The organism is Exiguobacterium sp. s36, assembly GCF_018618345.1.
Taxonomy (GTDB): domain Bacteria; phylum Bacillota; class Bacilli; order Exiguobacteriales; family Exiguobacteriaceae; genus Exiguobacterium; species Exiguobacterium chiriqhucha.
In genome coordinates this window covers 708,308-734,742 of record NZ_JACSLW010000001.1, presented here as the reverse complement: position 1 = coordinate 734,742, position 26,435 = coordinate 708,308, and the positions used below count along the sequence as shown (strand labels likewise).

The following is a 26,435-nucleotide window of genomic DNA, read 5'->3' as shown; positions in this document are numbered from 1 at the left end:
GAGCGTTCTACCCTGAGTATACGACGCAGATTCATGATTTTGAAACGTTTGTCCTCATTTTCACGTAGACTATAGAAGAAAGGGGGACACCTCTATGTGGGGACTCGTGATTGCAGCACTCATTCTATTCTTGCTCGGATTTGCCGTCCATCGCTTAGGTTGGCATTTCCTCATCTCGGGATACAACACGATGAAGCGCGAAGACAAAGCGCGCGTCAATATCAAGGCGGTGGCGCGGTTAATCGGTTTCATGTGTTACGGCATCGCAACCATCTTTCTCGTCATCGTCGCCATTGACGTGTCGGGTCTCGACATTCCGCTCGAGCCGTTGTTTCTGCTCATCGTCGCGCTCGTCGTCGTGACGCTTTGGCGCGCCCAAAAGTATGATGGGAATATCTTTGATGAACATGGTAAACTTCGGCCTGGAGGCAAGAAGAAACTCATCCCGCTCGTTCTCGTCTTGACGCTCATCTTGGGCTTCGTCGGGGGCCTCTTGTTCTGGTTCAGTCAGCCGACCGAGGTGAAGCTCACCGATTCGGCGCTCATCATCGAGGGCGGTTACGGCGAGACGGTGCCATATGACGAGATGGAAGCCGTGACGTTGACGTATGAGCCGAGCCTTGCCCGTCGCACGAACGGGGCCGCCGTCGGCTCACGCCTGACCGGACACTTCCGGACGACGAACGGGGAGGACGTGCTCGTCTTTGTCGACCGGGACATCGACGTCGTCATCCGGATTGACTGGAGCGGCAAACCGATTTATCTGAACGTCGAGTCGCACGAGGCGACGGAAGCGTTATATGAGGAGGTACGACAGAAATGACGCAACCTTGGTATACACGGCACATGCCGTTCTTTTTCTTGACGTTCTTGTTCGCACCGCTGACCTTGCTACTCCTCGTCTGGCGCTGGGATCAGTTCGACGGCCACGAGCGGGGCATCAAACTGTTCTTCGCCATCGGGATGACGGCGTTCATCGTGTTCGGGCTGTTGCCGCGCGGATCGCTGCCGATCATCTTGCCGGTCATCGGACTGTTGATTGCACTGAAGCTCGTCTTCAATCTCATCAAACGAAAAACCGGCTGACATGTGTCAACCGGTCGGAGGGGCGCTCGCTCAGGCGAGATGCCCTCGTTTGTCGTTCACCCAGATCTCGAACGCGGTCGCGTCAAGGGCAGGGGCGTAATAATAGCCTTGTCCGAGTTCGACACCTTCCGCGATAATCCGCTCGAGGTCTTGTTTTGTCTCAATCCCCTCGGCGAGCGAGGTCAATTTCTGTTCACTCGCGAAGCGAGAGACGGCGCGGAGGAATGATGTGCTGTCCTTCGCTTTGCCACTGACGTACATGCGGTCGATTTTCACTTCTTGAATCGGCAAGTGCCAAATCGCTTCGAACGAGGCGTAGCCGGTACCGAAGTCGTCAATCGAGAGGCAATAGCCGAGATCGGCGATGTCTTCGAGCCGCTCGAGCTCGTTCGTGTGCGACATGATGTCCGCCGACTCGGTCAGTTCGATTTTCAACCGGTCGGGCAGCCATGGATACGTCGCGATCAAGTCGCGCAGCTTGGTGACGATGGACGGGTCGACCGAATGGGCCGACAAGTTATACGACAACGAGATATCGGCGAACGGCGTGTCGCGCCAGGCGACGAGCTGATCGACGACCAAATCGAGAATCGAGTGCGACAGCCAGAGAATCTGGTCCGAGCGTTCGGCGATACGGATGAACTCGTTCGGTGGCACGTTGCCGATGTCCGGGTGCTGCCAGCGGGCGAGCGCCTCGGCCCCGACGACCCGGCCCGTCTTCAGCTCGACTTGCGGCTGATAGGCGACGGTGATATGTCCTTGCTCGATCGCCTCTGGGAGCGCCTGTTCAATCAAGGCGGCCCATTGGAGCTGGGCGAGGATGCTCGAGTCGTACCAGACGAACGGGGTCCGCGTCTCTTTGGCGTGTTGCAACGCCTTCGTCGCCTCGAACAGACAATCGTTAAAGCTCGGCGTCGTATGCGTCGCCCCGATTTGAAGGTGGACGGTCTGGCGTTTCTGGTTAATCAATAGCTCGGTCGGGAACAGCTCCAACAATTCGGTCTCGTCGACGTTGCGAAGCCCTTTCACATACAGCATGAGCGTATCGTCCCGGTAACGGCCGAACAAATGATGCGCATACTTCTCTAGCCGGTCCTCGACGTGACGGGCGAACTCGGTCATGAGCAGGTCGGCGTACGTCGGATCGTACCAGTCAACGAGGTGATGGAAGTCGTTCAATTTAATCAAGAGGAACGTCCCATCGATGTCCTGTTTCTCCCACGCCCGCAGGAAGCCGTACTCGTTGTAGAGCTCGGTGGCGAGGTCGAATCGGACGAGCCGATCGACTTTGCGCTCGCGTTCGACGCGCTCGGTCTCATCTTCGAGGATGAGGTAATACGTGAGCGTCTCGCCGCGCTTGAGCGGGATGATTTTGACGTTCAAGAAGCGGACGTGTTCACCTTTCAAATGCAGGATGAACTGCGCGCTCGTACCATTCTCCGTCACCCCGGCGAGCGCCTCGCGCAACAGGCGGCGGCCCGTGTCGGTGAACAGCTGGTTGATCTCATACAGGTTCCGTTCGCCGAAGAACTGGCGGAACACATCGTTTCGTTCGATGAAGTTGTATGTGTCGTCGATCAAGGCGATGGCGAGCCCTGTCTCGGAGAACAAGGACGACCAGCGCTCGTGATAGCGGAGCAGGTCGTTCGATTTTGTCTCGAGCGTGTGTACCGTCGAATGGACACTGGCGGCAATCTCGCGGAGCTCGTCCTCGATGCCACGGAAGTCGTGGCTCGGAGGGAACGAATCCTCGACCGGTTCCGTGCTCGGGTCGATGGCGAGGGCGCGTGCCTTCAAATGGCTCAAGTCGTGGGCGTACATCTTGCGTGTCGAGCATAGGGCGAACAAGAGCGCGCCTGACAACAGGAGCGTGATGAGCAGGACGGCGATGGCGAGTGTGCCGTAACGGTCACGCTCGGTCATGAGCGTGTCGTCAGCCGCCGAGCGTACCGCTTGCAGCGCGGCGTGCGAATCCTCATAGAAGCTCGTTCCGTTGACGTAACGGGCCTCGAGCGTCGAATTGGCGGCCGTCACCCGACCGAGGGCGAGCGCGCTCTCAATCAAGTCGTCGACCGATTTCGTCCCGAGAGACGGGTCGGTCGCGACGATGTCCTCGATCAGACGTGCCTCGTTCGCAATCGTCGAGACCTCGAACTCGAGCTGGTCTTGATCCGGTGTCTCGGCGAGCAGGTTCGTGACACCTTCGACGAACGCCATCTGCATGCGCATGATGGCATCGGTCAATTCATAGGCCGTGTTCTCTTGGGCGGTCCGCTCGAGCCCTTGATAGAGCCAGCGCCGGTTGATCGACTCGATGACGTCGAACGGCACGGCTTGGAAGCGGCTCGAGCCATCCTCGTTCAATGTGTCTTCAAGTTCTTCCGAGAAGCGTAGCAACGCCTCTCGTTCGCGCTCATCGACCCCGGTCTCGAAGTCGTCGAGCAGTTGAAGATTGTATTGGAGCGCCCGTTCACGGTACGGGGCTGACAGCAGCGCCGTCGGTTGCTCCGAGTTCGTCTCGTAGAGTTTGGCCGCGTGATGCAAGACGAGATACGACTCGACGCCGGCCAAGTCGGAGGCGTGGTTCAAGTCGCGCACCGTCTCGTCGACGGCGACATGTTTTTCTTTCCAGTAATAGCTCAGGCCGAGCCCGAACAACAATACGCCGATGAGACAAGCGACGGCGAGAGCCATCGTGTAAATCCGGTACGGAATTTTAGCGAATCGATTGCTTCCCATCGGACACCTCCTTCTTTCTCTTCCCATTCTATAGTCCCTGTTCGAGTCTTTCGAGGGAAATCCTGCCCCACGAAAAAAAACCCGACAAAGGTCGGGTCTTTCAATGCGCCGAAGGTCACGGTCGCTTGTAACCGATGACGCGTGATTTCCAGTATGGCTCTTTACTGATCGTGTTATAGCCGAGTCCGTACGTCCCGGCGTGGATGAACGTGTCCGCATCAATCATGATGCCCATGTGTGACGGGCCGGCCGTGTACGTGTTTTCGAAGAAGACGAGATCGCCCGCTTTTGGGACGAACGTCTTGCTGAGCTGTGTTCCGAAATAAGACCCGGCCCAGTACGTGGCGACGTTCGTGCGTGGGACGCTGTAGCCTGCCTGATTGAAGGCATAATAGATGAGTCCAGAGCAGTCAAACCCACCGTTGGCCGGGTTCGAGGATGCCCAGATGTATGGGGTGCCGACGTATTTCTTGGCGACGGCGATGGCGGCGATCCCTGCCTCTGACGTGCCTGGAGCAGGACTTACTGCAGAGCCTTTCGGCACCGCTTTGACGTAAGACGCCGAGACGAAACCGGTCGTATTCCCGATATAGATTTGATGCCAACCGTTCGACGTCTGGACGATCCGGAGCGTCTGTCCGGCCGTGACGCGACCGATGATGGCCGAGCTCGTCGAGGCCGACGTGCGGACGTTGAGCGAGGGTGTATTCACGACGTAGTCGAACGAAGCATTGCCTGCACCGCCGTCTCCGGCGTTCGGTGTGACCGGCGCACTCGGTGCCGTCGTCGTCTGTTTCAAGTAACCGGTGCTGACGTAACCGCTCTTGCCGTTATACGTGACGTATACCCACGTGCCGCTCTGCTTCGTCGCTTTGACGGTCGTGCCGTTCGGGATGCTCGTGACGAGGGCGTAGCCGATGCCCGGGCCTTGACGGACGTTCAAGTTGGCGGTCGTGGTGTACGACTGGTTGATGCTCTGCTCTTGTGGAGCGGCCGGTTTTGTCGGCGTGCTCGGTGTAGTCGGTTTGACGGATGAGTTCGTCAAGTAACCGTTATGTACCCAACCCGTCTTCCCGCCGTAGCTGACTTTCGTCCAGGCGCCGCTCGTTTGAATCGGTTTGAGCGCTTGGCCTTTCGGAATCGTGACGAGTACGTCGTGCCACGTACCTGCGGCGACGCGCATATTCAAGTCTGCCGTCGTGACGGTGGCGTCGCTTGATGGTGCTGGAGCAGCAGGTTTGATTGGAGTCGGTGTGCTCGGTGTAGCTGGTTTGACAGATGAGGCCGTCAAATACCCGTTATGTACCCAACCGGTCTTCCCGCCATAGCTGACTTTCGTCCAGGCACCGCTCGTTTGAATCGGTGTGAGTGCTTGGCCTTTCGGGATCGTGACGAGTACGTCGTGCCACGTGCCTGCGGCGAGACGCATGTTCAACGCGGCCGTCGTGACAGTGCCCGTGCCTGATGTGGCAGTAGGTTTCACTGTGGTCGGGGCGCTCCCGTTCAATTTAAGCGTCTGCCCGATGGCGAGACGGTCTGAATTCAAGTTGTTGAAAGCTTTTAAATTGGCGAGTGACACGTTGTGCTGTTGGCTGATCGACCAAAGCGTGTCACCGGCACGGACGACGTGTGAGCTGGCTGCGGCGGCTTCGTCGGCCTGGGCGACGATCGTTACGGCGGCGATGGCTGCGAATGAGTACATGAGGCCGGACTTAGGGGACATTGGGTCACTTCCTTCTCTATGAGTGCTTTTGACAATTATCGACAGGTGAAGCAATACATGTTTATTGTAGGGTTTACAGAAACGGCAAGCAATGGTGGAAATGGCTCAATCAGTGGATTCCGTTAAAAATGAGGTCAATATTTTTCGTCACGGACGGGTCAACTGTACTAAAGAAACAGGGGAATCGAAAATTGACTTTCTGTTGAATTTTGGAAACCTATACATATATCTTTTCATGCTATCATGAATGCAAAACGTATGAACGAGAGTAGGGGACTTATGAACGAGGGGAACTTTTCAACACAATCATATCGCAAACATCAAGAGAAACTGTTCGAACTCGTCCGCATGCCTGAGGTGACGGAGGCGGCGGTGCGACAAGCGCTCTCCTACATGTGTGAGGTCGTTTCGGATATGCTCGACGTCGACACGGTCTCGATTTGGCATTTTGACGAATCGTACGCTTCGATTTCCTGCCAAGTCGCCTATTCGAAAGAGAACGGACCGAGCGAACCGGTGTTGACGGTCATGCGTGGGGACGCACCTGTCTATTTCGACGCGTTGCGGACGAACCGGGTGCTCCCGTTCGAAGACGTGCGGACGCACGAGTGGGTGAAGGACTTGTATCAACAGTACTTCGTGGAAGGGCAACGGATTTATTCGATGCTCGACGCCCCGATTTATGCGAACAATCAGGCGAAAGGGGTCATCTGTTGCGAGACGTTCGCACCGCGGCAATGGACGTTCATCGAAGAGCTGATCGTCAGCACGCTGTCCGATTTTATCGCCATCCTCTATCTCCGGCTCGACCGCCGCGAGGTCGATGAACACATCGCCAAGCTCGCCTATACGGACGAACAGACGGGAATCATGAACTTGAACGGGTTTGTCGAACGGGTGGACGCGCTTCGCGAACAGACACCAAACCAACTTGGCTCATTGATTTATTTCCGGGTAGACGAGTTCCGTTCCGTCGAGACGGCGATTGGGATTCAGCGCGCCGATGAGATCGTCATCGAACTGTCGGAACGCCTCCAACAAGTCGTCGATGCGTCGCTGTTGGCGCGCGTCTCGCAATCCGGCTTCCTATTGTGGACGCCTTACGGCGACCGCATCAAAGTGAAGGCGCTCGCCGATTTGATTTGTGAGACGGTGACGAGCGAGCCGTTCGCGGTCGGGGAACTCGACGTCGTCTTGACGATGAGCGCCTTTATCTCGATTGAGGACAAGTCGCGTTCGACGCTCGAGATGATGGACACGACCCGAATCACGGCAAATGAGCGCCACGTACAGCGTGGGGGTATCGCCTTTTATGAGGAAGAAATGGGCGAGAAGGCGACGGCCCGTCTGACGCTCGAGATGAATTTGCGAAAAGGGCTCGCCTTGAACGAGTTTACGCTCTATTATCAACCGAAGATTGAAGCGGCGACGGGCAAGCTGAAAGGATTCGAAGGACTGATGCGCTGGATTCATCCGAAACAAGGATTGATTCCACCGCTCGACTTCATCCCGCTCGCCGAATCGACCGGCGTCATCATCGCGCTCGAAGAGTGGGCGCTCGAGGCGGCATGTCGCCAATTGAAGACGTGGCACGACGCGGGCCGGATGTATCAGCTCGCCTTAAACTTGTCGGCCCGTCATTTCCTGTCGGACGGGGTCGTCGAAAAGTTGGCCCACATCGTCAAGGAGATGGGCGTCTGCCCGAACTATTTGACGTTCGAGATCACCGAGAGCGTCGGGATGGAGAATCAGCAGCACGTCATCGAGCGGTTCGTCGCATTCCGGGAACAAGGCTTCTCGATCTCGATTGACGACTTCGGAACGGGCTTCTCGGCATTCGTCTACTTGAAGCATTATCCGATTCATGAGATTAAAATCGATCGGCAGTTCATCCAAGTGACGGACAACGACCCGACCGGCAACGTCATCGTCCAGTCGATTATCGAGCTCGCCCGCGGGCTCGGCTTGAAGACGGTGTGTGAGGGCATCGAGACGACCGACCAGCGCGACACGCTCCGCTCGCTCGGCTGTGACGAGATGCAAGGCTACTTGTTCTCACGTCCGCTCCCGGTTGACGAGCTCGAGACGTGGATTGAGGATTATGACACAACGAAAAAGGATTCGCTCCGTTGAGCGGATCCTTTTGAATGGACCGCAGACATGTTACGTGTCTGCGGTTTTTTTGCCGCTCGCGTCAGGCCGGCAACTCGATGCGAATCGTCGTTCCAGCCCCGCGCGCACTCGTCACCGTGACAGTGCCGCCGTGCGCTTTGATGATGTCCCGGGACACGATTGAAGTAGGGGGTATCCTTGCCGATTAAAGATGAAATGAGGCGTTCACTCGAAATCGACTTGCTCAGGTAAACAAGCGTATAATTAAATCACGAACACTTGAGAGAAAGGAAGCGGGTTATATGTTTGAGCAACTGACGATGAAAAAAGAACAACTGGATCAAAATCGACCGCTGCCGACGTATACGCTTCAAAGTTTGAGAGCAAAACTCTTTTTAGAATGGACATACAACTCGAATGCCATTGAAGGAAATACGTTGACAATCAACGAGACAAAAGTGGTGCTGGAAGGTATAACGGTTGGCGGGAAGACGATGCGCGAGCATCTTGAAGTGATCAACCACCAGGACGCCATTTCTTATGTAGAAGAGACTGTCCAACGCGAAGAACCGCTGACGGAGTGGCAAATAAAAAATTTGCATCGTCTCGTCTTGAAAGGAATTGATGATGCGTATGCAGGCGCCTATCGGGACCAGCAAGTGTTTATTGCTGGATCCGTTCATATGCCGCCGCCTCCATACCTCATTCAAGAAAAGATGGGGCAACTGATGAATTGGTACGAAACAGAGACGAATACGATGCACCCGGTTGAACGGGGCGCTTTGTTGCATGCTAAGTTCGTGGGGATTCACCCGTTCATTGATGGAAATGGTCGTACATCTCGGTTGTTGCTCAATTTAGAGTTGATGAAGTCCGGTTATCCGCCGATCGTCATCAAAGTCGAAAATCGCCTGAGTTATTACAATGCGTTAGATCGAGCGCATACGACAGGAATGTATGACGACTTTATCGCCCTTGTCGTGACAGAGGTCGAAACATCGCTCGATTTGTACTTGAGCGCAATCGCCCCTCATCCATCCAAAAACAGCCCTTCCTGACGATTCAGGAAGGGCTGTCTCATGTCCGCTTATTTATGCGGGAGTTCGGTTTTCAATTCCAGTTGGAGTATGTACGCCAATTCTTTATGGGCCAGCTCGGAGAAGTTCGTCTTTTTGACGTGTGTCCGGGGCCGTAGTCCGCATTCCAATGCGATGTCGACGATTGTCCGAATCTGATTTTCCGTATAGAAGCGCTTGCGTCCCATCGTGAACGGGGTCGGTGGCAAGACGCCGTCGGTTTCCCATTTGATCAGCTGTTGCTGGCTACGGGGAATCCCGGCGACATGAAACGCACGGCTCAGTTCTTTGAGTGGATAGACGGTCAATGGGCGTTCGTTGTACAGGAACGGCTTCGCGTTTTCCGGGCGATATGCATCCCAGTCAGTCGCGTAAAACGTCAGGTCGGTGTGGTCGAAGTCGAGTTGAGCGGAAGGAATAGAAGTGTTGAGTGCGAAGTCTAAGCTGTTCATCTAGAGTATCTCCTTCTTCAAGTCAAACTGGTCATTTCGAAAATGCCCTCTTACGTATATTAACCCATTTCTAAGCAATTAACTGCCAGTTTTTTCAAAGTGGGGAAATGAATTCGTGGGACTTTAGACGTGTTTTCGAAATTCGATTGACGACTATTAAGATACCCTAATTGGTATGGAATTTCAAGGAATAAAGCCGATTTCGACCGATGAATGTGTCTTCATTCAGAATAGGTCTATAGTCGTTACGAAAAGGTTACAAGGAAATTTGAGCAAACATTCACCAACTTCGGTTAATAGGGGCGAAGGAGGTGAGACATATGGCAGTGTATCGAGAATACGCAAGCGTCTTTTATCTCGACACGAAGCGGCTCGTTGACGGCAAGGAAAAGCGTCAGCTCGTCCGGTTCGGTCCACTCGGTGCGCGGATGGAGACCGAGGAGATCAAGCAGTTCGGTGATCTGTTGATTCCGCTTCTCGCGGTCGAATCCGCCGCATACGTCGTGTCGCGTGAATTCCACGTGACGTTCTAATTGGAGGAACCCCTGATGCGTGTACCGAAGCGTCCCGCCGGAGCCTTGTCCGATGAGCGGGTGGGTCCATGAGCTGGCCCGAACTCATCTCGAACCTCGGCTTCCCGATTGTCGTCTCGCTCTATCTGCTCCACCGGATCGAGACGCGCCTTGAGCGCATGATTCAACTGCTCGAACGTCTCGACTCGACCTATCCATCTGAATTGTAATCCATCCCCGAAAGGAGCCATCCCCCATGGCCGTATTGACTGAAAAGAAAGCCACGCTCGTCTTGACGACGCACCACGATTTGAACAGCTTGAAACCGACGAAGAAAACGCAGCGCTTTGGTCCGATTCGGGCGGCACTCACGGCTGACAATGCCGAGGCGTTCGGTCACCTCATGCTCGATTTGACCGAGCAAGAAGATTTCACCGTGTCGGTCGTTCGCGAATACGACGTCGTCTAATCACACCCACATCCAAGGAGGACTAACCCATGACTGAGACTAAAGTAGAAATCGCATTTTTGGACATGTTCAATAAAGTATCGCGCTTCCGTTTGAATAACGTGAAACAACCGGTCGACGCCTTGAAAGTGCAAGCGCTCGCAGACTTCATGGTCGCCAACGACCCGCTCGGCAAGAGCGTCGTCAAATGGACCGAGATCAAGATGATTGAAGGCACGCAGACCGTGTTGAACGTTCAATAATCCAAAAGGCATCGTCTCTTAGAGAAGAGACGGTGCTTTTTTCCTGTTATTCTTCTAAAAATCACAAATTGAAGGTATATTTAAAATATATTGAATAAAAGGCAGGTATTGTAAATGAAGAAATGGCACTATGCAATTTTATTCGTCGCGCTGTTGTTCGTGATGCTCCCGATGGATCAAGCGAACGCGACTCCGAAGTTCGAGCTGGGCACGCTGCTCGAGCAAGAAGTGAAGACAATTGAAGGGTCTCCCTTCTATTTGGACTATCAAGACGGAGCCACGCGGCTTCATGATGTAGAACGACAGACCGTCGTACCCATCGATTACAACGGCAATCTGACGGCGGGTCGGTCGCATGATGAAGATGGGGCGTATGGAGATTTCTATACGTTCAAGCCGAGCTTAGACGGTGAATCATTCATGGCGACGCATCATCGGACGGGGGATATGATTCATGTTAACCGGGATGGGTCGACGCGTACATTCAGCCCTCCATTCGACACAGAGTCGATTCGACTTATCACGTACGATGCGAGTCGCGACATGATGTTGTGGGAGAACAAAGGCTCGAAGCAACTCGTGACGACTGATTCGGATGGCGTCACGAAGTGGGAGCGTACTCTCTCCGATCGTGAACAAGTGATATTGGCGACAAACGCGAACGAACTCATCGTTGCGGACACGTACTCGGACGTCCTGCTCCATCTGAATCCAGATACAGGCGAGATAATCGAGACAATCAAGATGCCGAATACGGTGACAGCGGTATTTGCTGAACCTACGACAGATCACCTTCTGTTAGAAGGGGTTAGTGACTTACACGTGTATGATTGGAAGCAACGTACCATCACGACGCTTGATTTGAAAAATCAGTCGTTCTATGAAATCGAGTCGTTTACCTATCACAACGGCACGTACTACGCGATGACGGAGTTCGATTATTTGCTCACCATCGATTTAGACACGAAGACATTGAACAAACTGCGACTGGATTCATTCAATTCACGGCTTGACTACAAACTGTTGCACGGAGGCTACTTGCTTCGAAACGACCAGCGCTTACTGGCGGCAGAGCGTGCCCACCTCATTCCAGGTCAGCTGTACACCTCGCCGAAAGCTACAAAACCGTCTGGAGCCGGCAACACCTGGTTAGGCGAGTCCTATCAACTGATGGCGACCGTCGTGACAATCGATCGCGTCTACCATGAAATCCCTGTCGCCGACTTGGGGTCAGACGCGGAAGTGGTCGATGCGACACGCTCATTCGAGGATGGATACATCGTTCCATCGTTCGATGAATCGTTCAGTTATGCGCTTCGATTCGGAAACCTCACGAGCAACAGAGTCACCTTGAATCCGGTGACGAAAGTGCCGCTTCAAATCGAAACATCATTTGATAACGGGCCGGTAGGGGATATCGTCGGTACGACAGCCCCAAACATGACGGTGTATGTGACTTGTGAAAACAACAAATACGCGAGCTGTGACGGTTCGGTCACGGCCGATGAGACAGGACGTTTTACGTTCTCACGCGGTATTCTCTGGGGAAATCAAACCATCACGGTTTGGGTAGCAGACAACGCGACGTATAACCAAGCTACAAAAGCATCGGTCAAACAGACGTTCCAAATGAATGAACCGACCGATACGAACATTGCCGAAGTGTTGAGCGAGACGGCGATGGAAGGTGTGACGATTCGGACAAAACCAAATGCCCGAGTCGAGGTGCGTCAATTGTTCTCACCGACAAACTATGAAGTTCGTGAAGTCCAAGCAGACGCATCGGGAGTCGCGAAGTTAACGGAGTACAATCGAGACAAGCCGATGTACTACCGTGTCATTTATCGCATTCTCGACACGAACAGTCAGTATGCGAATCTTTACGTATCAACAGATTATCCGGTGCCTGACGTCACGTGGACAAAACCACCGAAGACAGGTGATACGACTGTGACTGTTCATTATAACGGGACACTCTCTCCACTGCTCGCGGTAGCGCGAAATGGCCGAGATGAATCAGCAAAACGTCTCGTTCCTGGAACGAACGTCATCGCGTTGAAAGGACCACTCTGGGAAGGACAGACGATTCGACTCATCGCGAGTTTCCGCCCTGAACTCAGTAAAACGTTCGAACAAAAAGTGACGAGTGACGCACCGAAGACACTCAGCATCAAAGATGTGCTCGTCACATCATCTGCTTCGACGTTCACCGTCTTAAAAGAACCGCATGCTTATGTCAATTTTTATGTGAACGGACGGAAATTGGCACATAAACGTCCTGGACAGGACCGTTATCAGATTGCCATTAAACCAGGTACATCGGTCGTCGTCGAGTCGTCAATCGGGTCCAAGAAGAAGCGGACGACGTACAAAGTCCCGACGGCTTCGTTGACGTCGTTCGCGCCGTCTGACGAAGTGACTACGTGGAAAGGGAAGACACTCCCGAACGCCACCGTCACCGTGAAGGCGGGGACGAAAGTGATTGGACGGACGAAGGCGAACTCGACCGGTAGCTATCAAGTGAAGTTCGCCCGTCAGCGCGCCGGCACGAAGCTCGTGTTCGAGGCGAAGGTCGGTGTGGCCCGTGACGCGAAGAGTGCGACCGTCAAAGCAGGTGTGCGCCCGACGGTGAGCACCGGCACGATTCGCTCGACGACGAAATCGATTGCTGTTCGCACGAACGTCCCGTACGGCACGGTGACGATTTATAACGGAAAGACGCTCGTCGCGAAGAAGACGATCACATCGACTTCGACGAACGTGTCCATTAAACCGCAAAAACGTGGCTCGAAGTTGACGATTAAAGTCGTGACGCCGGCCAACCGAAGCGGCCAGACTGTAAAGTCCGTATTATAATGTAGAGAAAAGGTGACTGATTTTTCAGTCATCTTTTTTTTATTTTGGTCAATCCCCTTTAGATTCCTCGACGTCAAGACGATATAGGAAGAAACGTTGCATGCGAGAGGGGAATATACATATGTCAGTGAAACAGAAGTGGATAGCGTTACGGAACCGGTTAAACGTCCGGCGCTTTCAATGGAAACCGAAACGACGAAAGCCAAGCACGCGTGAAGGAAAACGAGTGACCGGCAAGAACCTGACCATCCGTCAAAAGCTGTGGGGACTCGTCATTCTCGCGCTCCTCATGGTCGCAGGTGTCGGTGGCTACTCGCTCTTGTCGCTCGCCGATGCGAACCGTCAAGGCGATGACATCGTCAACAACTGGAACAAAGGGCTCGACTACGCCCACGAGTTGAACACGCTCGCGGCGAACTATCGCGCGCTCGAGCTTGAACACATCGTGACGGACGACGCGGCCGCGAAAGAAGAATTGATGACCGCGATGAAAGAGATTCGGACACGCATCAATGAAATCGCCCCGAAATATGAACAGACGGCGACGGGTGAGACGGACAAAGAACTGTTCGCCAACTTCAGCAAGCAGTGGGAGATGTATCAACGCGTGTCGGACAATATGCTCATCTTCAGTACGTCTGGCAACAACGGCATGGCCCGCTCGTATTACGATGCCCAGTCCCAATCGACATACGATAACTTCACGCAACGCCTGACCGAGCTCGTCGACTACAACTCGGAAGGTTCACAACGTGTCGGCGCCGACATGGAACGTGAGTTTCAACAGTCGCTCATCGCGCTACTTGCGGTGACGATCGGTGCGGTCGTACTTCTGTTGTTCCTCGGACTGAGTCTATTGCGCTCCATCATCAAACCGATGCGGGTGCTCCAAGAGAAGTTCGACGAGTTGGCCTCACAAGGCGGTGACTTGACGATGGCGATCCCGGTCACATCGAACGACGAGATCGCGCAAGTGAGCCGCTCGTTCAACACGTTCCTCGCGACGCTACGCGACATCATGATCGACGTTGACAAGACGGCAAAAGTCGTCCTCGTCTCGTCAAAAGAAGTGGCAGCGGAAGTCATTGAACTGAGCCGTTACATGGAAGAAACGTCAGGCACGGTCGAGGAATTGACGGCCGGTATGGAAGAGACGGCCGCGTCCTCGCAAGAGATGAGTGCGTCGACGACCGAGATGGGCAGTTCCATCGATTCCATCGTCGACTTGTCGAACGACAGCGCGACGACAGCGGGCGACGTCGAACGTCGCGCTCACGCCATGCGTGAACAAGCCGTTGCATCGAAGACGGAAGCGAACGCCATCATCGAACAGAAACGCATCGAACTTGACGAGGCGATCAAAGGGGCGCAGTCGGTCGAACAGATTCGTGTCCTGACGAGCGCCATCTTGACCATCGCGGACCAGACGAACTTGCTTGCCTTGAACGCATCGATAGAGGCGGCTCGGGCCGGAGATGCCGGTCGCGGCTTCGCGGTCGTCGCTTCAGAGATTCGAAAGCTGGCCGAGAACTCGCGCCAGACGGTGAACGAGATTCAAGCGGTATCGCACACGGTCATCGATTCGGTCGCCCGGCTCAATACAAGCTCGGCCGATATGCTGACGTTCCTCGATACGAAAGTGCTCGCCGATTACGACCGACTCGAGGAGTCGGCCACACAATATGAGGCAGATGCAACCGTGTTCGGACAAACGGCAGAGACGTTCGAGACGAACGCGCTCCAACTCCGTCATATGACCGATAGCATCCTCCACGTTATCCAAGAAGTCGCGACGACCGTGACCGAAGGGGCGGACGGGACCCAATCGATTTCGGAGAAGGTCCAACTGTCCGTCGAGCGGTTCAACGACGTGCAGGCACGGATGCAGGAGACCGAACAACGTGCGGTCGAACTGTCGAATCGCGTGTCACAGTTCAAGTTATGAAGCTAGACCGTAGCCCCATGCTACGGTCTTTTTTGTGGCGAAAATGTGGAGTGGAAACTAGGAAATGAGGTCAATGTTGAAATAAATGTGCGAGAAGATTGGAAAACCGTTTGCACTATCCGATAAAAACCATGTAGTTCCAAAAAAAGAGAAATAGAGGTGGGAGAGGACACGGTCCTCGAAGGATTATGAAACGATTCAATCAACTGTCATTGACACAAAAACTGTTTAGCGGCATCGGATTGATTTTGCTGTTCGTCACGCTCGGCATGGGCTATAACCTATGGACGCTGCAAAATATGACGAGCCAATACGAAGACATGATTCGTGACGACGTCATGAAGATGAAAGCGGCCGACGACTTGTCGCTCGGGATGACACGCCAAGCGTACGGCGTACGCGGATATATTCTCGTCCAAGATGACGAACGGCGCGCCCAAATCGAACGCGGCGCCAAAGAAAAGAAAGAGGCGATCGAACAATTGCTCGCGCTGTCGAACACGGATGCCGAGACGAAAGAACTCGAGAGCATGCTCTCCTATGCGACCGGCTATGATGATTTGGCGCAAGAAGTCATCGTCGCGGCCGATAACAACGATCAGGACAACATCGACCGATTGACGCTCCGCCTTATGCCGGATGTGACGGCATCGATCTCGGAGACGGGCGAACGGTTGCAGGCCGAGACCGAAGCGACGATCGTCGAGAAACAACAGGAGCTCGAGCGGCTTGGTGGACAGGCGTTTCTTTACTCGACAGGGATTGCCCTCCTCATCTTGCTGCTCACGCTCGGGGCCGGCTATATGCTCCAGCGCATGGTGACGGTACCGCTCCGTCAATTATCGGACGAGGTCGGCATCGTCGCCGACGGCGATTTGACGCGCGCCGATCTTCAAGCGCTCACGCGCGATGAAATCGGTGAGCTCATGATTGGTTTCAACCAGATGAAAGGCAACCTTCGCGAACTCATCGACGAAGTGAGCCGGAACGCCCAAGAGATTACGGCCCAGTCGGAAGAACTGTACGCGAGCACGGAAGAGATGTCTTCGCAGACAGAAGAGACGACGCGGATGATCGAACAAGTCGTCGGGGAGACGGTCAACCAGGCAGCGGCTGCCTCGAAGAGTGGGCAAGCGGTCGCAGTGGCTGATGAAGGTGTCGAACGGATTGCCACATCGATTGGAACGATTAGTCAAGACGTCCAGACGAATCTGAAGCTCGCTGAACGCGGTGAACAGACGATCCAACAGGCGAAGCAAGAAGTGCTCGCGCTCGAATCGGAGACGGTCACGACCGGACAATCAATCACAGCGTTGAAACAACAGTCGGACGAGATCGCCCTCATCACCGAGGTCATCCAGTCGATCACCGACCAGACGAACCTGCTCGCTTTGAACGCGGCCATCGAAGCGGCTCGCGCCGGTGAGCAAGGAAAAGGTTTCGCCGTCGTCGCTGAAGAAGTGCGGAAGCTAGCGGAACAGTCGAAACAATCGGCGTCTCAAATCGCGGGCTTAATCGAATCGATTCAAGTCCAGTCGAACGCGGTGCTCGAGCGTCACGCCATCAGCGCTCGCCGTGTCGAGACGAACACGGCGTTGCTCGAAGAAGCGACGGCGTCCTTCCAACAAATCGTCGGGCAGTTGCACGCTTCGGTCGAGAATACGGAACAAATTCGGGTCGCCTCGAGCGAAATCGCGATGACGACGAAACAAGTCGCGACAGCGGCAATCAATATGGCGAGTGACAGTGAAGGCACGGCCGAGACGATGCGCAGCGTCGGGGAGACGGCCGACTCCCAGCTCGCGATGATTCAAGAATTGAACGGTGTCGCCGAGTCGCTCGGCAATATGACCGGTGACTTACAGACGCTCATCGGGCGCTTCCAAACATAAGATGAACCGTCCTTTCCTGTTCAAGGGAGGACGGTTTTTGCGTGTTGTCAGGATTGACGAGAGGGTGTTACGGGAATTGCGGGAGAGAGACAAAATCTCGATTCCATCGAAAAGGAGACAGGTCATGAAATATACCGTCATCACCGGAGCAAGTTCAGGCATTGGCTATGAAGCGGCGAAATTGCTCGCCAAGCAAGGGAAGTCACTCGTGCTCGTGGCACGCCGCCACGACGAGCTCGAGAAGTTACGAAGTGAGATTAAGACGATCGCGCCGAAGAGCGATGTTATCATCAAGGCGAAAGACTTGTCGTACAGTGAGAACGTATACGGGCTGTATGAGTCGCTCGCCGATTTCGACATCGAGACGTGGATCAACAACGCCGGGTTCGGCGACTCGAATCTCGTGAAAGACGTCGAGGTCGGAAAAATCGAGAACATGATCCGTTTGAACGTCGAGGCGTTGACGGTGCTGTCGAGCCTATACGTCCGGGACTATCACAATGTCGAAGGGGCGACACTGTTGAACGTCGCGTCGGTCGTCGGGTATCATATCGCCAAAAAAGGCGTTACCTATAGCGCGTCGAAATTCTTCGTCAGCGCGTATACGGAAGGGCTCGCTCGCGAGCTCATGAACGACGGGGACAAACTGCGGGCGAAAGTGCTCGCCCCGGCCGCTACGGAGACGGGCTTTGCGAACCGCGCCCGTGAAGAGGACAACTTCGACTATAGTCAAAACGTCGAGAAGTATCATACGGCCGAAGAGATGGCCGGGTTCTTAGTGCAACTGCTCGAGAGCGATCAAGTCGTTGGCATCGTCAACCACGAGGATTACTCGTTCGAGTTGCGTGGGCCGATTCATCCGTATATGTGATCAAGTCAAACAAGAAAACAAACAGGGGTCCCGTCACCAACATGTGGTGGCAGGACCCCTGTTCATATTCAATCAAGACGAGCGCATCGAATCCCCGTAGCCCCCGGTCAACCGGTGCGTGAGCCGGTGATACCAATAGCGGAGACGCAAACGGTATACATACAGTTTGGACGTGTTCGGCAAGACGACGTTGTCGATATAATCGGCGAACATGGCGCGGAACATGTGGTCCTCACTGTCGTCATACGTCGCACTCCACATACCGTGCTCTTCGACCTCGAGCAACATCGCGATCGTCTCGTCATCGAGCTGATGGTCGTCTTCCGGCAACCGTTTGACGAGCATCTCGACCCGATGGCTGCAGATGGACGCATAAAGCGAGTGGGCGCGCGGGTTGCGCGGGTTGGCGTTCAAGTATCCGATGGCCACCTTGAGGAGTTCATCGTTCATCTCGAGTGGAATCTCATCATACACTTGGAAGAATTCGAGCAACATCGGCACCGTCTCTTCGTTGAATCCGGCGAGCCGAACGTAATGCATCAAGTGGAGACCGGCCTCCCCATAAAACTTACGATTGAAGTAATGGACGGCGATGGTGCGTTGGACGATCGGCACGTGTGGATAGCGTTCGACGGCCCGAAGGAAATGCTGTTCAGCCTCGAACAAGAAATTTGTATCGTCGCTCAAGATGCCATGGAGACAGTGGATCATGTAATGATCACCTTTTGCGCTCGCGGCTTCGAGCACGTCGCGGGCCCGACCGAACTCGCCTTCACGGATGAGAGGATACGCCCGCATCGCCGGAAAAAACGGGTCGTCCGGAAAGTTCGTCTCGCCGCGGACGACGAGCGATTCGATTGCTTCGGCGTTATAGTCGTCAATCATTTCTTCAAGGAGCATCATCTCGAGGAAGGTGCGTTGAAAGTCTGGATGGTGTAAATCGATGGTGTGTTTCATGAGGGTCCCTCCCGGCGTAAATGAGTGTTGCTTCATTATACCGAGCAATCGAGCGAACGAGTAGAGTTATTTCAAAAAATGGGAAAAGAATAGGGAAGGATTTCCGAGGAAATGGAGGAATGGAGATGGTCACGTTCACAGGTTATATCGTCGAGCTCGAACCGACGCGGATGCGGGTCGCGCCGAATCTAGATGCCGAGCCGTTCGATGGCATCGTGTTTCACTGGGAAGAGCCACTTCGAGAGGATGAGACACCGCTCGCCGTCGGGCAACAGGTGCGCGTCGAGCACGATGAGAAGATGACACGCTCGCTGCCGCCACAGGCGATGGCGCATCGAATTGATGTGCTATGATGAGACCGAGGTGAAACAAATGGGACAGTCGAATTTTTTGTGGATGGGTGTTGTCATCGCCATCAGTGCGCTGATCGTCTGGTTGTTGCAGGACGTGATGCCATTTTGGATGTTGTCGATTATCCTGCTCCTATTCGGGGCCGCGGTCGGCAACTTGCAGCGACGCTCTCGAAACGACACGTAAAAAAAGCACGTCATCATTCCGATGGCGTGCTTTCTTCATCTTCAGTTTCAACTGCAGGCGGCTCGTCTGTGGCTTCTTCGGTCGCGTCATCGGCGACCGGTTTCTCCTTGACGACGGGCGGCGTCTCTTTCTTGTCAGGTTTAGCGGTGGCTTTCGGCTTGTCTTGTTTCTTGACCGGTGCCGCCTCCGCTTCTTTTTCTTGAACTGCCGGCTGTTCCGGCTCGACCGGTTCGGCCGGTTCGGTCACGGGGACGTCAGGCTCGGTCGGTTGCTCCGTGACGGGAGGGGCCTCCGATTCTTCAGCAGGTTGTTCCGGTTCGGCCGTAGGCTCTTCCTCGACCGGTGCCGGTTCTTCAACTGAAGGCTCGGTCGGTTCCGGTGTGTCTGGTGCTGCCTCGGCTTCCGGTGCTGGTGTCGGTTCGGGCGCGGGTTCCGGTTCAGGAGCTGGAGCTGGTTCGACCGGGTCCTCACGTTTCGGTACCGGTGTAATCGGTGCGACCGGTGCGAGTTCAGCGGCCGGGGCACTGCGTTTTGTCGTCGGTGGCGGGACCGGTGTATCCGACTCGAGGAACGACAGTACGTCTTGTTCGAACAAGGCGACCGGGAGCGTCTTCGTCACCAAGTGAAGGCCGAGCACTCGTCCATTGGCCGTGACGATCGGGCTGCCGATGGCGCGGTTCGGTAAATCGAATTCGCGGCGATAGCTGTCTTCTTCGAACGTGAGCGTTCCTTCAATCTGTTCGTCCGGTGCGAGTGTCAACACCGATTCGTCTGGTCCGACAATCGCGTGACTGAACGAGAACGGGGTCGCTTTTACTTTTTCGATGCGGATGACGGCGATGGCGTCAGTCCGGCCGATGACCGTTCCATTCACCGTCTTGTCACCATGTTTCATCGTGACGCGGGTGATGCCGGCGACGTTATGGGCCGCCGTCAATATATCTTGCGGGCTAATCAAAAACCCGGTACCCGTGCCGACCGTATACAGGCTATCTTGCAACGTCTCGAGGTCGACGGTGGTGGCACCATCGGCTGAGACCGTGTCTTTCGTGATGTTCAAATCGACTTTGTCGGCGAGTGAATCACTCGAGCGCGGGCTGTCGGTAAGATAGGCGTTCGTTAAAAACGAGACGAATGCGATGAGTGCAATGACGATGGGGACAGCAATCCATTTCAAGCGACGTGGGCGATGGCCACACGTCGGACAAACAGTGGTTTTCGAGCGGGTCTTCGCTCCGCAGCGTGGACAAGTCACGGGATGACACCTTCCTTCATACACATAGATGATATGCCTATTCCTCATATGAAGCAGGGGTAAACAAATATTTGTTGGGGGCACACACATTTATCTGGATTTGGACTGACTTTTTTTAAAACGGGAATGGGTTAGAGTAACGTTTCAGAAAGGGGAAACCGACATGCAGCCCTTTTGGACGACCCGTGCCTTCCGTTCCTATTCGATGAGTCGAGCAATATGATATGCTGTTGAAAATGACAGTAGGGATGGGATTAGATATGAAGTTCGTCGTATTATTCGGTCCACAAGCCGTCGGTAAGATGACGGTCGGACAAGAGCTCGCCAGCATCACGGATTTAAAGCTGTTCCATAACCATATGACGATTGATCTCGTCAGTCCGTTCTTCAGTTATGGGACGGACGAAGGCCGCCGCCTCGTCCAGCTGTTCCGCCATGAGCTGTTCGAAGCGGTCGCGAAAAGTGACTTGGACGGAATGATTTTCACGTACGTCTGGGCGTTTGATTTAGTAGAGGACTGGGCGTATATCAAACAAGTGACCGACCTGTTCGAGTCGAACGGGGCCGATATCTACTACGTCGAGCTCGAGGCGGACATCGAAGAGCGGCTGATCCGCAACCAAACGGAGAACCGGCTGACACATAAGCCGACGAAGCGGGATATCGCCTGGTCGGAAGGTGAGTTGAAGCAAACGGCGACGCTCTATCGATTGAACTCACAGCACGGGGAACTCGACGTCGACAACTATTTGCGCATCAACAACACGCATCTCGATGCGGCGACGGTCGCTGAACGAATCAAACAACATTTCCAGCTATGACAAAAGCGAGTCCCGCATAAGGACTCGCTTTTGTTATGCCCACCAATCGGGGCGGTGATAGGAGGTGAGCAGGTCTTTCTCGACGAGATGTGCATCGAGGTAAGACGTGACGCTCGGGAGTATGGGATCGAGATCGGCCGGGTGGACCATGACCTCAATCGAGTCTCCAGGTTGAATCGCATCGAGCGTCTCTCGTGTGACGCCGTCACCGTAGAACGCGTCCTGAGACGCTTAGAGATGCGAAAAACATCGACTAAATAAGTTGAATTGTGGTAAACGCGCTTCATACGCATCGAATAGCTGAATCAATCTTTACTCATCTTGGATGAGTGGATTCATCAAGCCGGCGGGATAGGCGTCGTGGTGCGAACCTGAGATAATCTCTTGAATCGCGAGTTGTTCAAACGTCTTCAAATTTGTGATGAATCCTTTGATTGGCAGCGGGAGTGACCCGATGGTGATTGGAAGCGGACCTGACTTCGTGATGATGGCGTCGTCAGGTGAATTTTGATGACGATACGGGCAAGATTCGTGAAGTTAACGAGCCAAGCGTCCGGGCAAATTACGGCCATCTCATTGGCGAGCTCAATCAAGACCAGAATCGTACGGAACGCTTTTACCAAGCCGGCTGGCACCGTTCATCGCCGTACAAGGGAAGCGCGGTCGAGTATCGTTCATCCCATGGCAGGTCGCACCGGGCATCACGAAAAACCAGGCCGAGCACTCGCTCTTTCAGACGTTGTCACAAGTCCATGACGTCCATGTCGCCAAGACGACGGAGGCGCTCGAGATTGCCCTCGCTGATGAGAAAGTGAGTGGGCTGCTCGACTGTCCACTCGGTACGCCGTGTTTCTATATCGAGACGGTGACCGAGGACGCCTCTGGACGTACGATTGAATATTCACGTTCCTACTTTAGAGGGGATAAGACGAGCTTCGTCATCGAGCGGAGCTATTCTTGAACACGCCACAGTCTGGCGTGTTTTTTTGTATGGATTAAAGGGGTTTCGCATCCGGCAGCCATGGATGTCTCTCATTCATTGAAACGAGAAGCTATGTTGCGTACAGTTAGAAGTAGAAAGGTGGGGGTAGGATGTTATTCAAAAAGAAAACAGCAGAAGAAGCGGCAGGAACGAAACGGTTTCAAGTAAAATTGACGGAACAACTGCCGGAACTCGGGCAAATCACCATCCTCGTCGATACGGCCACCGGCGTGAACTATATCCAGACATGGGTCGGGACAGGTGGTGGCATCACACCGCTACTCGATGCGAATGGTGATGTTGTCGTCGAGGAAGGGTACCGATCGTGATGTCACTCAGCACCAATCGGCTGACGTTACGGCGAGTGATAGCGGACGATGCGCCGCACCTGTTGGCGTATTTATCGAAACCTGAAGTCGTCCGCCATATGGGACTCGACCCGTTCACGTCGTTAGAGGATGCGTTAGAAGAGATTGCCTGGTACGACTCAATTCTCGAGGAAGGGACAGGTGTCCGCTGGGGCATCACGTTGACCGGGCAAGACGAGGTCATCGGCAGTTGCGGATTTTTGAACGTTTCAGCGAAGCACCAGAGGGCAGAAATCGGGTTTGAGCTCAGCTCGGATCATTGGGGAAGAGGTATTGCTGGTGAGGCGCTCCGAGCAGTCGTTCGTCATGGGTTCACACAACTCGGGTTCCATCGTATCGAGGCGCTCGTCGAGCCGGCGAATACCGCGTCACAACAGCTCCTCGAACGGGTCGGATTTACGCGAGAAGGGTTGCTACGGGGGTATGAGTTAACGCAAGGGAAATATGACGATTTGTATATGTATTCATTGCTTGAGACAGACAGCATGACATGATGGGGGACGACACCGATGCAGATTATTGAATTCAAAAACGTGAGTCATGGAGACATTTTACATAACGTGTCCGGTTATTTCCGGGAAGGACGCATCACGACGTTCGTCGGCCCGAGCGGTGCCGGCAAGACGACGTGCCTGAAGCACATCAACGGTCTGTTATCACCGGACGCCGGCGCGATTTACTTCAAAGGGGAGAACATCGATTCGATCGACGTTATCGAACTGCGCCAGCGAATCGGCATGGCGTTTCAAAGCGCGCCGATGATTGACGGGACGGTGTACGACAACATGAACTTGCCGAAAGCCATCTTCGGTGAGACGCTCGAACGGGAGCGGGCGGCGGACCTGTTACAGAAAGTCGACTTGGGCGGCATCTCGCTCGACCAACCGATCAAGACGTTGTCGGGCGGGGAACGGAGTCGTGTCGCCATTGCCCGGACGCTCGTCAACAAGCCGGACGTGCTGTTGTTGGACGAGATTACGGCGAGCCTCGACTATCGGACTGTGAAAGAGATTGAGAGGTTGATTGTGAGACTGCAAAAAGACTTCGGGGTCACCGTCGTCTGGATCACGCACGACTTGGATCAGGCCCGGCGTGTCAGTGATGACATGTGGTTTTTGCGAAACGGGGAATTGATTGAATTCGGCGACGCGACGTTCATCGACGAGTCCGACAATCCGATGATCGGTCGTTTCGTGAGGGGGGAAGAGCTATGACGTTCATCGAACTGATGACCTCATTGATTTTCGTCGCCATCCCGCTCGGTTTGGCACTGTTCTTAAAACTCGGGCTCGAACGCGACATCTTGATTGCGACGGTGCGGTCGATTGTTCAGTTGCTCATCATCGGCTACATTTTGACTTTCGTCTTCGAGAGCGACAGCCCGGTGTTCATGCTGCTCATGATTCTCTTGATGATTGGGGCGGCGACGCAGAACATCATCAAGAAAGGGGACGGCATCCCTGGCATCACATGGATGATTCTGCTCACGCTCGTCACGGTCGAGACGTTGACGATGGGCCTTATGCTCGGACTCGGCATCATCCCGTTCGAGCCGGAGAAAGTCATCCCGATCAGCGGCATGGTCATCGGGAACTGTATGGTGTTGTCGCTCCTGTTTTTGAACAAGTTCAAAGACGAGGTCGAGCGGAGCGATGAAGTGATTGAACTCATCTTGTCGTTCGGCGGCACACCGAAAGCAGCGATTGAGCGCAGTTTGAAGAGCGCTATCCGCACGAGCATGATCCCGACCGTCGAGGCGCAGAAGACGATGGGGCTCGTCCAACTCCCCGGTATGATGAGCGGACTCATCATCGGCGGGGCCGACCCGATGGAGGCGGTGTTGTATCAGTTGCTCATCTTATTCCTCATCTTGACGACCGCATCGATTTCGGCGGTCATGGTCGGCTATCTGGCGTATCCGCGCCTGTTCAACCAAAAACTTCAGTTCGTCGGCTTGACGTATCGAAAGGGGAAAACGACATGATTCAAGGCATCCATCACGTGCAAATCACGATTCCAAAAGGGGAAGAAGACCGTGACCGATTTAGCGGAATGGGGGAAGACGCTTGAGGCGGAAGGAATCGAGCGGCTCACGGGTATCCCGATTCCTGGATTCGACCGGTTCGAGTTCCGCGACCCGTTCGGCAATCGAGTCGAGATGATTCAAGCCCTCTAAATGGAGAGTGCCCGCTGTGGGTGCTCTTTTTTCGTTCAAGAGATCCCGAACAGTTCGATGACAGCTTTCCAATTGGAAGGATAGGCGTTGCTGCCCCCATGCTGATGCAACAGTTTGCCGTGACGGTTCACAGTGAAGTTCCATTGCGTCCCGTCCATCGTGAAGTACCCTTTTTCCTCGAATACTTCAGGCCAGCGATGTGAGACGAGCGACACGAATCGCTCATGGACGCGGAAGGCATCTGTTTCGTTGTACCAACCGGAACGGGGAATCGCCGTGCCTAAGTCGAACTCTTCACGCCAGATGACTTCTCGTTTGACCGCGCCATCTTCAAAAAACGTGATGGTGGACTCGTTATGGACGCCGAAGCCGCCGACCGTGAACGTGACGGTGATGGTCGGTCGTTTTTTACGGATGGCATCGAGCGGGATGGTCGGCTCGAACGTCAATTTCGCTTCACGCGACCTTTTGAGGGCCAGCTGTTCTTCTATGGAACGCCTCGGCCGAACGGATTGAAACCATTGCTTTTGTGTATGTTGATCCATGTTCATCTTCCTTTCATCTCATCAGATGGCTTGATTATAAGCAAAATGAACATGAGGGGTATGTACAAAAATGAATCAGGTACGACGAAAGGGAGTGTCGATTGGGACACTCCCTTTTTAGGTGACGATTTAGTGTCAAGAAGGCGGAACGATTGTCCCTTGATGGAAACGCATCTTCCATTGGCCATCCACGTTCACCCAAATCGAACTGCGCAAGGCGATGCGTCCGGTGGAGTGGTCTTCGGTCCGATACGTGGCCAGGACGACGTCGTCTTGAACGGTCTCCAGTGAGAAGTCGGATAAGGTGATGTGAATCTCGCCGAGGTCCATCGTGGCGGCAGATGCCGTCCGATATAACATGCGTCCGGAACTGCTGATTTCAAAAAAATCATCCGTGAGTAGACGGTGCAAGTGCTCAGGCGATGTGCGCACGTCGGTCGTCAGTAATGCCCGTTCCTGTTGTTCGATTAAGTCAGCCAGCATGTGGTTGCTCCTCCCGTTTTCCAAAGTTCATGATGATGACGCCGAGCACGATGACAATCAGGCCGATGCTGTTCAAGCTCGACAGCACTTCCCCGTACACGAACACCCCAATCAGCCCGGTCGCGACCGTGCCGAGCCCGGCCCAGACGCTATAGGCAATGCTGAGCGGGATGGTCTTCAAGACGATGCCCATCAACGTGAACGAGATGGCGAAGCTGATTAAGAGAACGAGACTCGGGAACAGATTGGTGAATCCGTCCGACAGCTTCAACATCGACGTCCCGAGCACCTCGAACGCAATCGATACGAGTAAGATTCCATAGGATTTCATGATTT

At 54.3% G+C, this 26,435-nt stretch carries 31 protein-coding genes and 1 pseudogene; 22 read left to right on the top strand and 10 right to left on the bottom strand.

The window, feature by feature from the left end; translation table 11 throughout:
- The first annotated feature begins 94 nt into the window (after window positions 1–94).
- Entirely contained in the window at window positions 95–823 is a 729-nt protein-coding gene (locus KNP95_RS03695; protein WP_214835495.1) for a DUF3784 domain-containing protein, read from the top strand.
- Window positions 820–1,086 carry a hypothetical protein gene (locus tag KNP95_RS03690; RefSeq protein ID WP_214835493.1) on the top strand — a complete coding sequence of 89 codons (267 nt, stop codon included), beginning with the start codon at window positions 820–822 and terminating at the stop codon, window positions 1,084–1,086. The genes KNP95_RS03695 and KNP95_RS03690 overlap by 4 nt, the downstream gene beginning before the upstream one ends.
- Window positions 1,087–1,116: 30 nt before the next feature.
- Here the strand turns inward: KNP95_RS03690 and KNP95_RS03685 are convergent, their stop codons facing one another.
- Together KNP95_RS03685 and KNP95_RS03680 are read right to left on the bottom strand one after the other, a co-directional pair.
- Window positions 1,117–3,825, bottom strand: coding sequence for an EAL domain-containing protein (locus KNP95_RS03685; RefSeq protein ID WP_214835491.1), 2,709 nt, complete (start codon window positions 3,823–3,825; stop codon window positions 1,117–1,119).
- A 115-nt stretch (window positions 3,826–3,940) separates the two neighbouring features.
- A complete protein-coding gene (locus KNP95_RS03680) occupies window positions 3,941–5,548 on the bottom strand; it encodes a C40 family peptidase (protein WP_251138453.1) in 1,608 nt (535 codons plus the stop codon).
- A 279-nt stretch (window positions 5,549–5,827) separates the two neighbouring features.
- Between KNP95_RS03680 and KNP95_RS03675 the strand changes: the two genes are divergently transcribed.
- The 3 genes from KNP95_RS03675 to KNP95_RS03665 all read left to right on the top strand — a co-directional run bounded on the left by KNP95_RS03675 (window position 5,828) and on the right by KNP95_RS03665 (window position 8,718).
- The gene (locus KNP95_RS03675; RefSeq protein ID WP_214835489.1) at window positions 5,828–7,681 is read left to right on the top strand and encodes a sensor domain-containing phosphodiesterase; all 1,854 of its coding nucleotides are present in this window, start codon (window positions 5,828–5,830) and stop codon (window positions 7,679–7,681) included.
- Between the two features lie 14 nt (window positions 7,682–7,695).
- On the top strand, window positions 7,696–7,869 hold the full coding sequence (locus KNP95_RS03670) for a hypothetical protein (RefSeq protein ID WP_214835487.1): 174 nt from the start codon (window positions 7,696–7,698) through the stop codon (window positions 7,867–7,869).
- A gap of 93 nt (window positions 7,870–7,962) precedes the next feature.
- Window positions 7,963–8,718: a Fic family protein gene (locus KNP95_RS03665; protein WP_214835485.1), complete on the top strand. Its 756-nt coding sequence runs from the start codon at window positions 7,963–7,965 to the stop codon at window positions 8,716–8,718.
- Between the two features lie 29 nt (window positions 8,719–8,747).
- Here KNP95_RS03665 and KNP95_RS03660 read toward each other — a convergent pair whose 3' ends face one another.
- On the bottom strand, window positions 8,748–9,188 hold the full coding sequence (locus KNP95_RS03660; protein ID WP_214751439.1) for a MerR family transcriptional regulator: 441 nt from the start codon (window positions 9,186–9,188) through the stop codon (window positions 8,748–8,750).
- Between the two features lie 320 nt (window positions 9,189–9,508).
- Between KNP95_RS03660 and KNP95_RS03655 the strand changes: the two genes are divergently transcribed.
- From KNP95_RS03655 to KNP95_RS03620, 8 genes are all read left to right on the top strand, one after another.
- Window positions 9,509–9,721, top strand: a complete 213-nt coding sequence (locus KNP95_RS03655; RefSeq protein WP_029594867.1) for a hypothetical protein — start codon at window positions 9,509–9,511, stop codon at window positions 9,719–9,721.
- Window positions 9,722–9,789: 68 nt separating this feature from the next.
- The gene (locus KNP95_RS03650; protein WP_021066374.1) at window positions 9,790–9,930 is read left to right on the top strand and encodes a YvrJ family protein; all 141 of its coding nucleotides are present in this window, start codon (window positions 9,790–9,792) and stop codon (window positions 9,928–9,930) included.
- A gap of 26 nt (window positions 9,931–9,956) precedes the next feature.
- The gene (locus tag KNP95_RS03645; RefSeq protein ID WP_021066375.1) at window positions 9,957–10,169 is read left to right on the top strand and encodes a hypothetical protein; all 213 of its coding nucleotides are present in this window, start codon (window positions 9,957–9,959) and stop codon (window positions 10,167–10,169) included.
- Window positions 10,170–10,198: 29 nt separating this feature from the next.
- Window positions 10,199–10,411, top strand: coding sequence for a DUF2922 domain-containing protein (locus KNP95_RS03640; RefSeq protein ID WP_021066376.1), 213 nt, complete (start codon window positions 10,199–10,201; stop codon window positions 10,409–10,411).
- Window positions 10,412–10,525: 114 nt separating this feature from the next.
- Entirely contained in the window at window positions 10,526–13,267 is a 2,742-nt protein-coding gene (locus tag KNP95_RS03635) for an Ig-like domain-containing protein (RefSeq protein ID WP_214835483.1), read from the top strand.
- Between the two features lie 121 nt (window positions 13,268–13,388).
- The gene (locus tag KNP95_RS03630) at window positions 13,389–15,212 is read left to right on the top strand and encodes a methyl-accepting chemotaxis protein (RefSeq protein WP_214835481.1); all 1,824 of its coding nucleotides are present in this window, start codon (window positions 13,389–13,391) and stop codon (window positions 15,210–15,212) included.
- 188 nt (window positions 15,213–15,400) lie between these two features.
- Complete coding sequence (locus KNP95_RS03625) at window positions 15,401–17,104, top strand: methyl-accepting chemotaxis protein (RefSeq protein WP_214835479.1); 1,704 nt, start codon at window positions 15,401–15,403, stop codon at window positions 17,102–17,104.
- Window positions 17,105–17,228: 124 nt separating this feature from the next.
- On the top strand, window positions 17,229–17,975 hold the full coding sequence (locus KNP95_RS03620) for an SDR family NAD(P)-dependent oxidoreductase (RefSeq protein ID WP_214714172.1): 747 nt from the start codon (window positions 17,229–17,231) through the stop codon (window positions 17,973–17,975).
- A 72-nt stretch (window positions 17,976–18,047) separates the two neighbouring features.
- Here KNP95_RS03620 and KNP95_RS03615 read toward each other — a convergent pair whose 3' ends face one another.
- Entirely contained in the window at window positions 18,048–18,932 is an 885-nt protein-coding gene (locus KNP95_RS03615; RefSeq protein ID WP_251138452.1) for a tetratricopeptide repeat protein, read from the bottom strand.
- 125 nt (window positions 18,933–19,057) lie between these two features.
- Between KNP95_RS03615 and KNP95_RS03610 the strand changes: the two genes are divergently transcribed.
- On the top strand, window positions 19,058–19,285 hold the full coding sequence (locus KNP95_RS03610) for a DUF3221 domain-containing protein (RefSeq protein WP_214714170.1): 228 nt from the start codon (window positions 19,058–19,060) through the stop codon (window positions 19,283–19,285).
- Between the two features lie 19 nt (window positions 19,286–19,304).
- Window positions 19,305–19,469 carry a hypothetical protein gene (locus KNP95_RS03605; RefSeq protein WP_165569432.1) on the top strand — a complete coding sequence of 55 codons (165 nt, stop codon included), beginning with the start codon at window positions 19,305–19,307 and terminating at the stop codon, window positions 19,467–19,469.
- A gap of 13 nt (window positions 19,470–19,482) precedes the next feature.
- Here KNP95_RS03605 and KNP95_RS03600 read toward each other — a convergent pair whose 3' ends face one another.
- Complete coding sequence (locus tag KNP95_RS03600) at window positions 19,483–20,724, bottom strand: hypothetical protein (protein ID WP_214835477.1); 1,242 nt, start codon at window positions 20,722–20,724, stop codon at window positions 19,483–19,485.
- Window positions 20,725–20,984: 260 nt separating this feature from the next.
- Here KNP95_RS03600 and KNP95_RS03595 point away from each other — a divergent pair, with 260 nt between their 5' ends.
- The gene (locus KNP95_RS03595; protein ID WP_214800989.1) at window positions 20,985–21,545 is read left to right on the top strand and encodes an AAA family ATPase; all 561 of its coding nucleotides are present in this window, start codon (window positions 20,985–20,987) and stop codon (window positions 21,543–21,545) included.
- Between the two features lie 312 nt (window positions 21,546–21,857).
- Here KNP95_RS03595 and KNP95_RS16035 read toward each other — a convergent pair whose 3' ends face one another.
- Together KNP95_RS16035 and KNP95_RS16195 are read right to left on the bottom strand one after the other, a co-directional pair.
- The gene (locus KNP95_RS16035; RefSeq protein WP_214763612.1) at window positions 21,858–22,031 is read right to left on the bottom strand and encodes a family 4 glycosyl hydrolase; all 174 of its coding nucleotides are present in this window, start codon (window positions 22,029–22,031) and stop codon (window positions 21,858–21,860) included.
- Window positions 21,956–22,117 (bottom strand): hypothetical protein, encoded by a 162-nt coding sequence (locus tag KNP95_RS16195; RefSeq protein WP_215188179.1) that lies wholly within the window; start codon window positions 22,115–22,117, stop codon window positions 21,956–21,958. Before KNP95_RS16195 ends, KNP95_RS16035 begins: the two co-directional genes overlap by 76 nt.
- Window positions 22,118–22,173: 56 nt before the next feature.
- On the opposite strand from KNP95_RS16195, the gene KNP95_RS03580 reads away from it, so the two are divergent.
- From KNP95_RS03580 to KNP95_RS03555, 6 genes and pseudogenes are all read left to right on the top strand, one after another.
- Window positions 22,174–22,506, top strand: a complete 333-nt coding sequence (locus tag KNP95_RS03580) for a GntR family transcriptional regulator (protein WP_251128866.1) — start codon at window positions 22,174–22,176, stop codon at window positions 22,504–22,506.
- A 131-nt stretch (window positions 22,507–22,637) separates the two neighbouring features.
- Window positions 22,638–22,856 carry a DUF6440 family protein gene (locus tag KNP95_RS03575; protein WP_214718161.1) on the top strand — a complete coding sequence of 73 codons (219 nt, stop codon included), beginning with the start codon at window positions 22,638–22,640 and terminating at the stop codon, window positions 22,854–22,856.
- The gene (locus tag KNP95_RS03570; protein ID WP_214718354.1) at window positions 22,856–23,389 is read left to right on the top strand and encodes a GNAT family N-acetyltransferase; all 534 of its coding nucleotides are present in this window, start codon (window positions 22,856–22,858) and stop codon (window positions 23,387–23,389) included. Before KNP95_RS03575 ends, KNP95_RS03570 begins: the two co-directional genes overlap by 1 nt.
- A gap of 15 nt (window positions 23,390–23,404) precedes the next feature.
- Window positions 23,405–24,109 carry an ABC transporter ATP-binding protein gene (locus KNP95_RS03565; protein WP_214718158.1) on the top strand — a complete coding sequence of 235 codons (705 nt, stop codon included), beginning with the start codon at window positions 23,405–23,407 and terminating at the stop codon, window positions 24,107–24,109.
- Window positions 24,106–24,879 carry an ABC transporter permease gene (locus KNP95_RS03560; protein ID WP_214751501.1) on the top strand — a complete coding sequence of 258 codons (774 nt, stop codon included), beginning with the start codon at window positions 24,106–24,108 and terminating at the stop codon, window positions 24,877–24,879. Before KNP95_RS03565 ends, KNP95_RS03560 begins: the two co-directional genes overlap by 4 nt.
- A 51-nt stretch (window positions 24,880–24,930) precedes the next feature.
- Window positions 24,931–25,071: pseudogene (locus KNP95_RS03555) on the top strand (VOC family protein); the annotation flags it as partial.
- A gap of 35 nt (window positions 25,072–25,106) precedes the next feature.
- On the opposite strand, the gene KNP95_RS03550 reads toward KNP95_RS03555, so the two are convergent.
- From KNP95_RS03550 to KNP95_RS03540, 3 genes are all read right to left on the bottom strand, one after another.
- Window positions 25,107–25,616 carry a hypothetical protein gene (locus KNP95_RS03550; protein WP_214835475.1) on the bottom strand — a complete coding sequence of 170 codons (510 nt, stop codon included), beginning with the start codon at window positions 25,614–25,616 and terminating at the stop codon, window positions 25,107–25,109.
- 135 nt (window positions 25,617–25,751) lie between these two features.
- Window positions 25,752–26,099 (bottom strand): nuclear transport factor 2 family protein, encoded by a 348-nt coding sequence (locus KNP95_RS03545; RefSeq protein WP_214835473.1) that lies wholly within the window; start codon window positions 26,097–26,099, stop codon window positions 25,752–25,754.
- Window positions 26,089–26,430 (bottom strand): DMT family transporter, encoded by a 342-nt coding sequence (locus tag KNP95_RS03540; protein ID WP_214835471.1) that lies wholly within the window; start codon window positions 26,428–26,430, stop codon window positions 26,089–26,091. The genes KNP95_RS03545 and KNP95_RS03540 overlap by 11 nt, the downstream gene beginning before the upstream one ends.
- Between the last annotated feature and the right edge of the window lie 5 nt (window positions 26,431–26,435).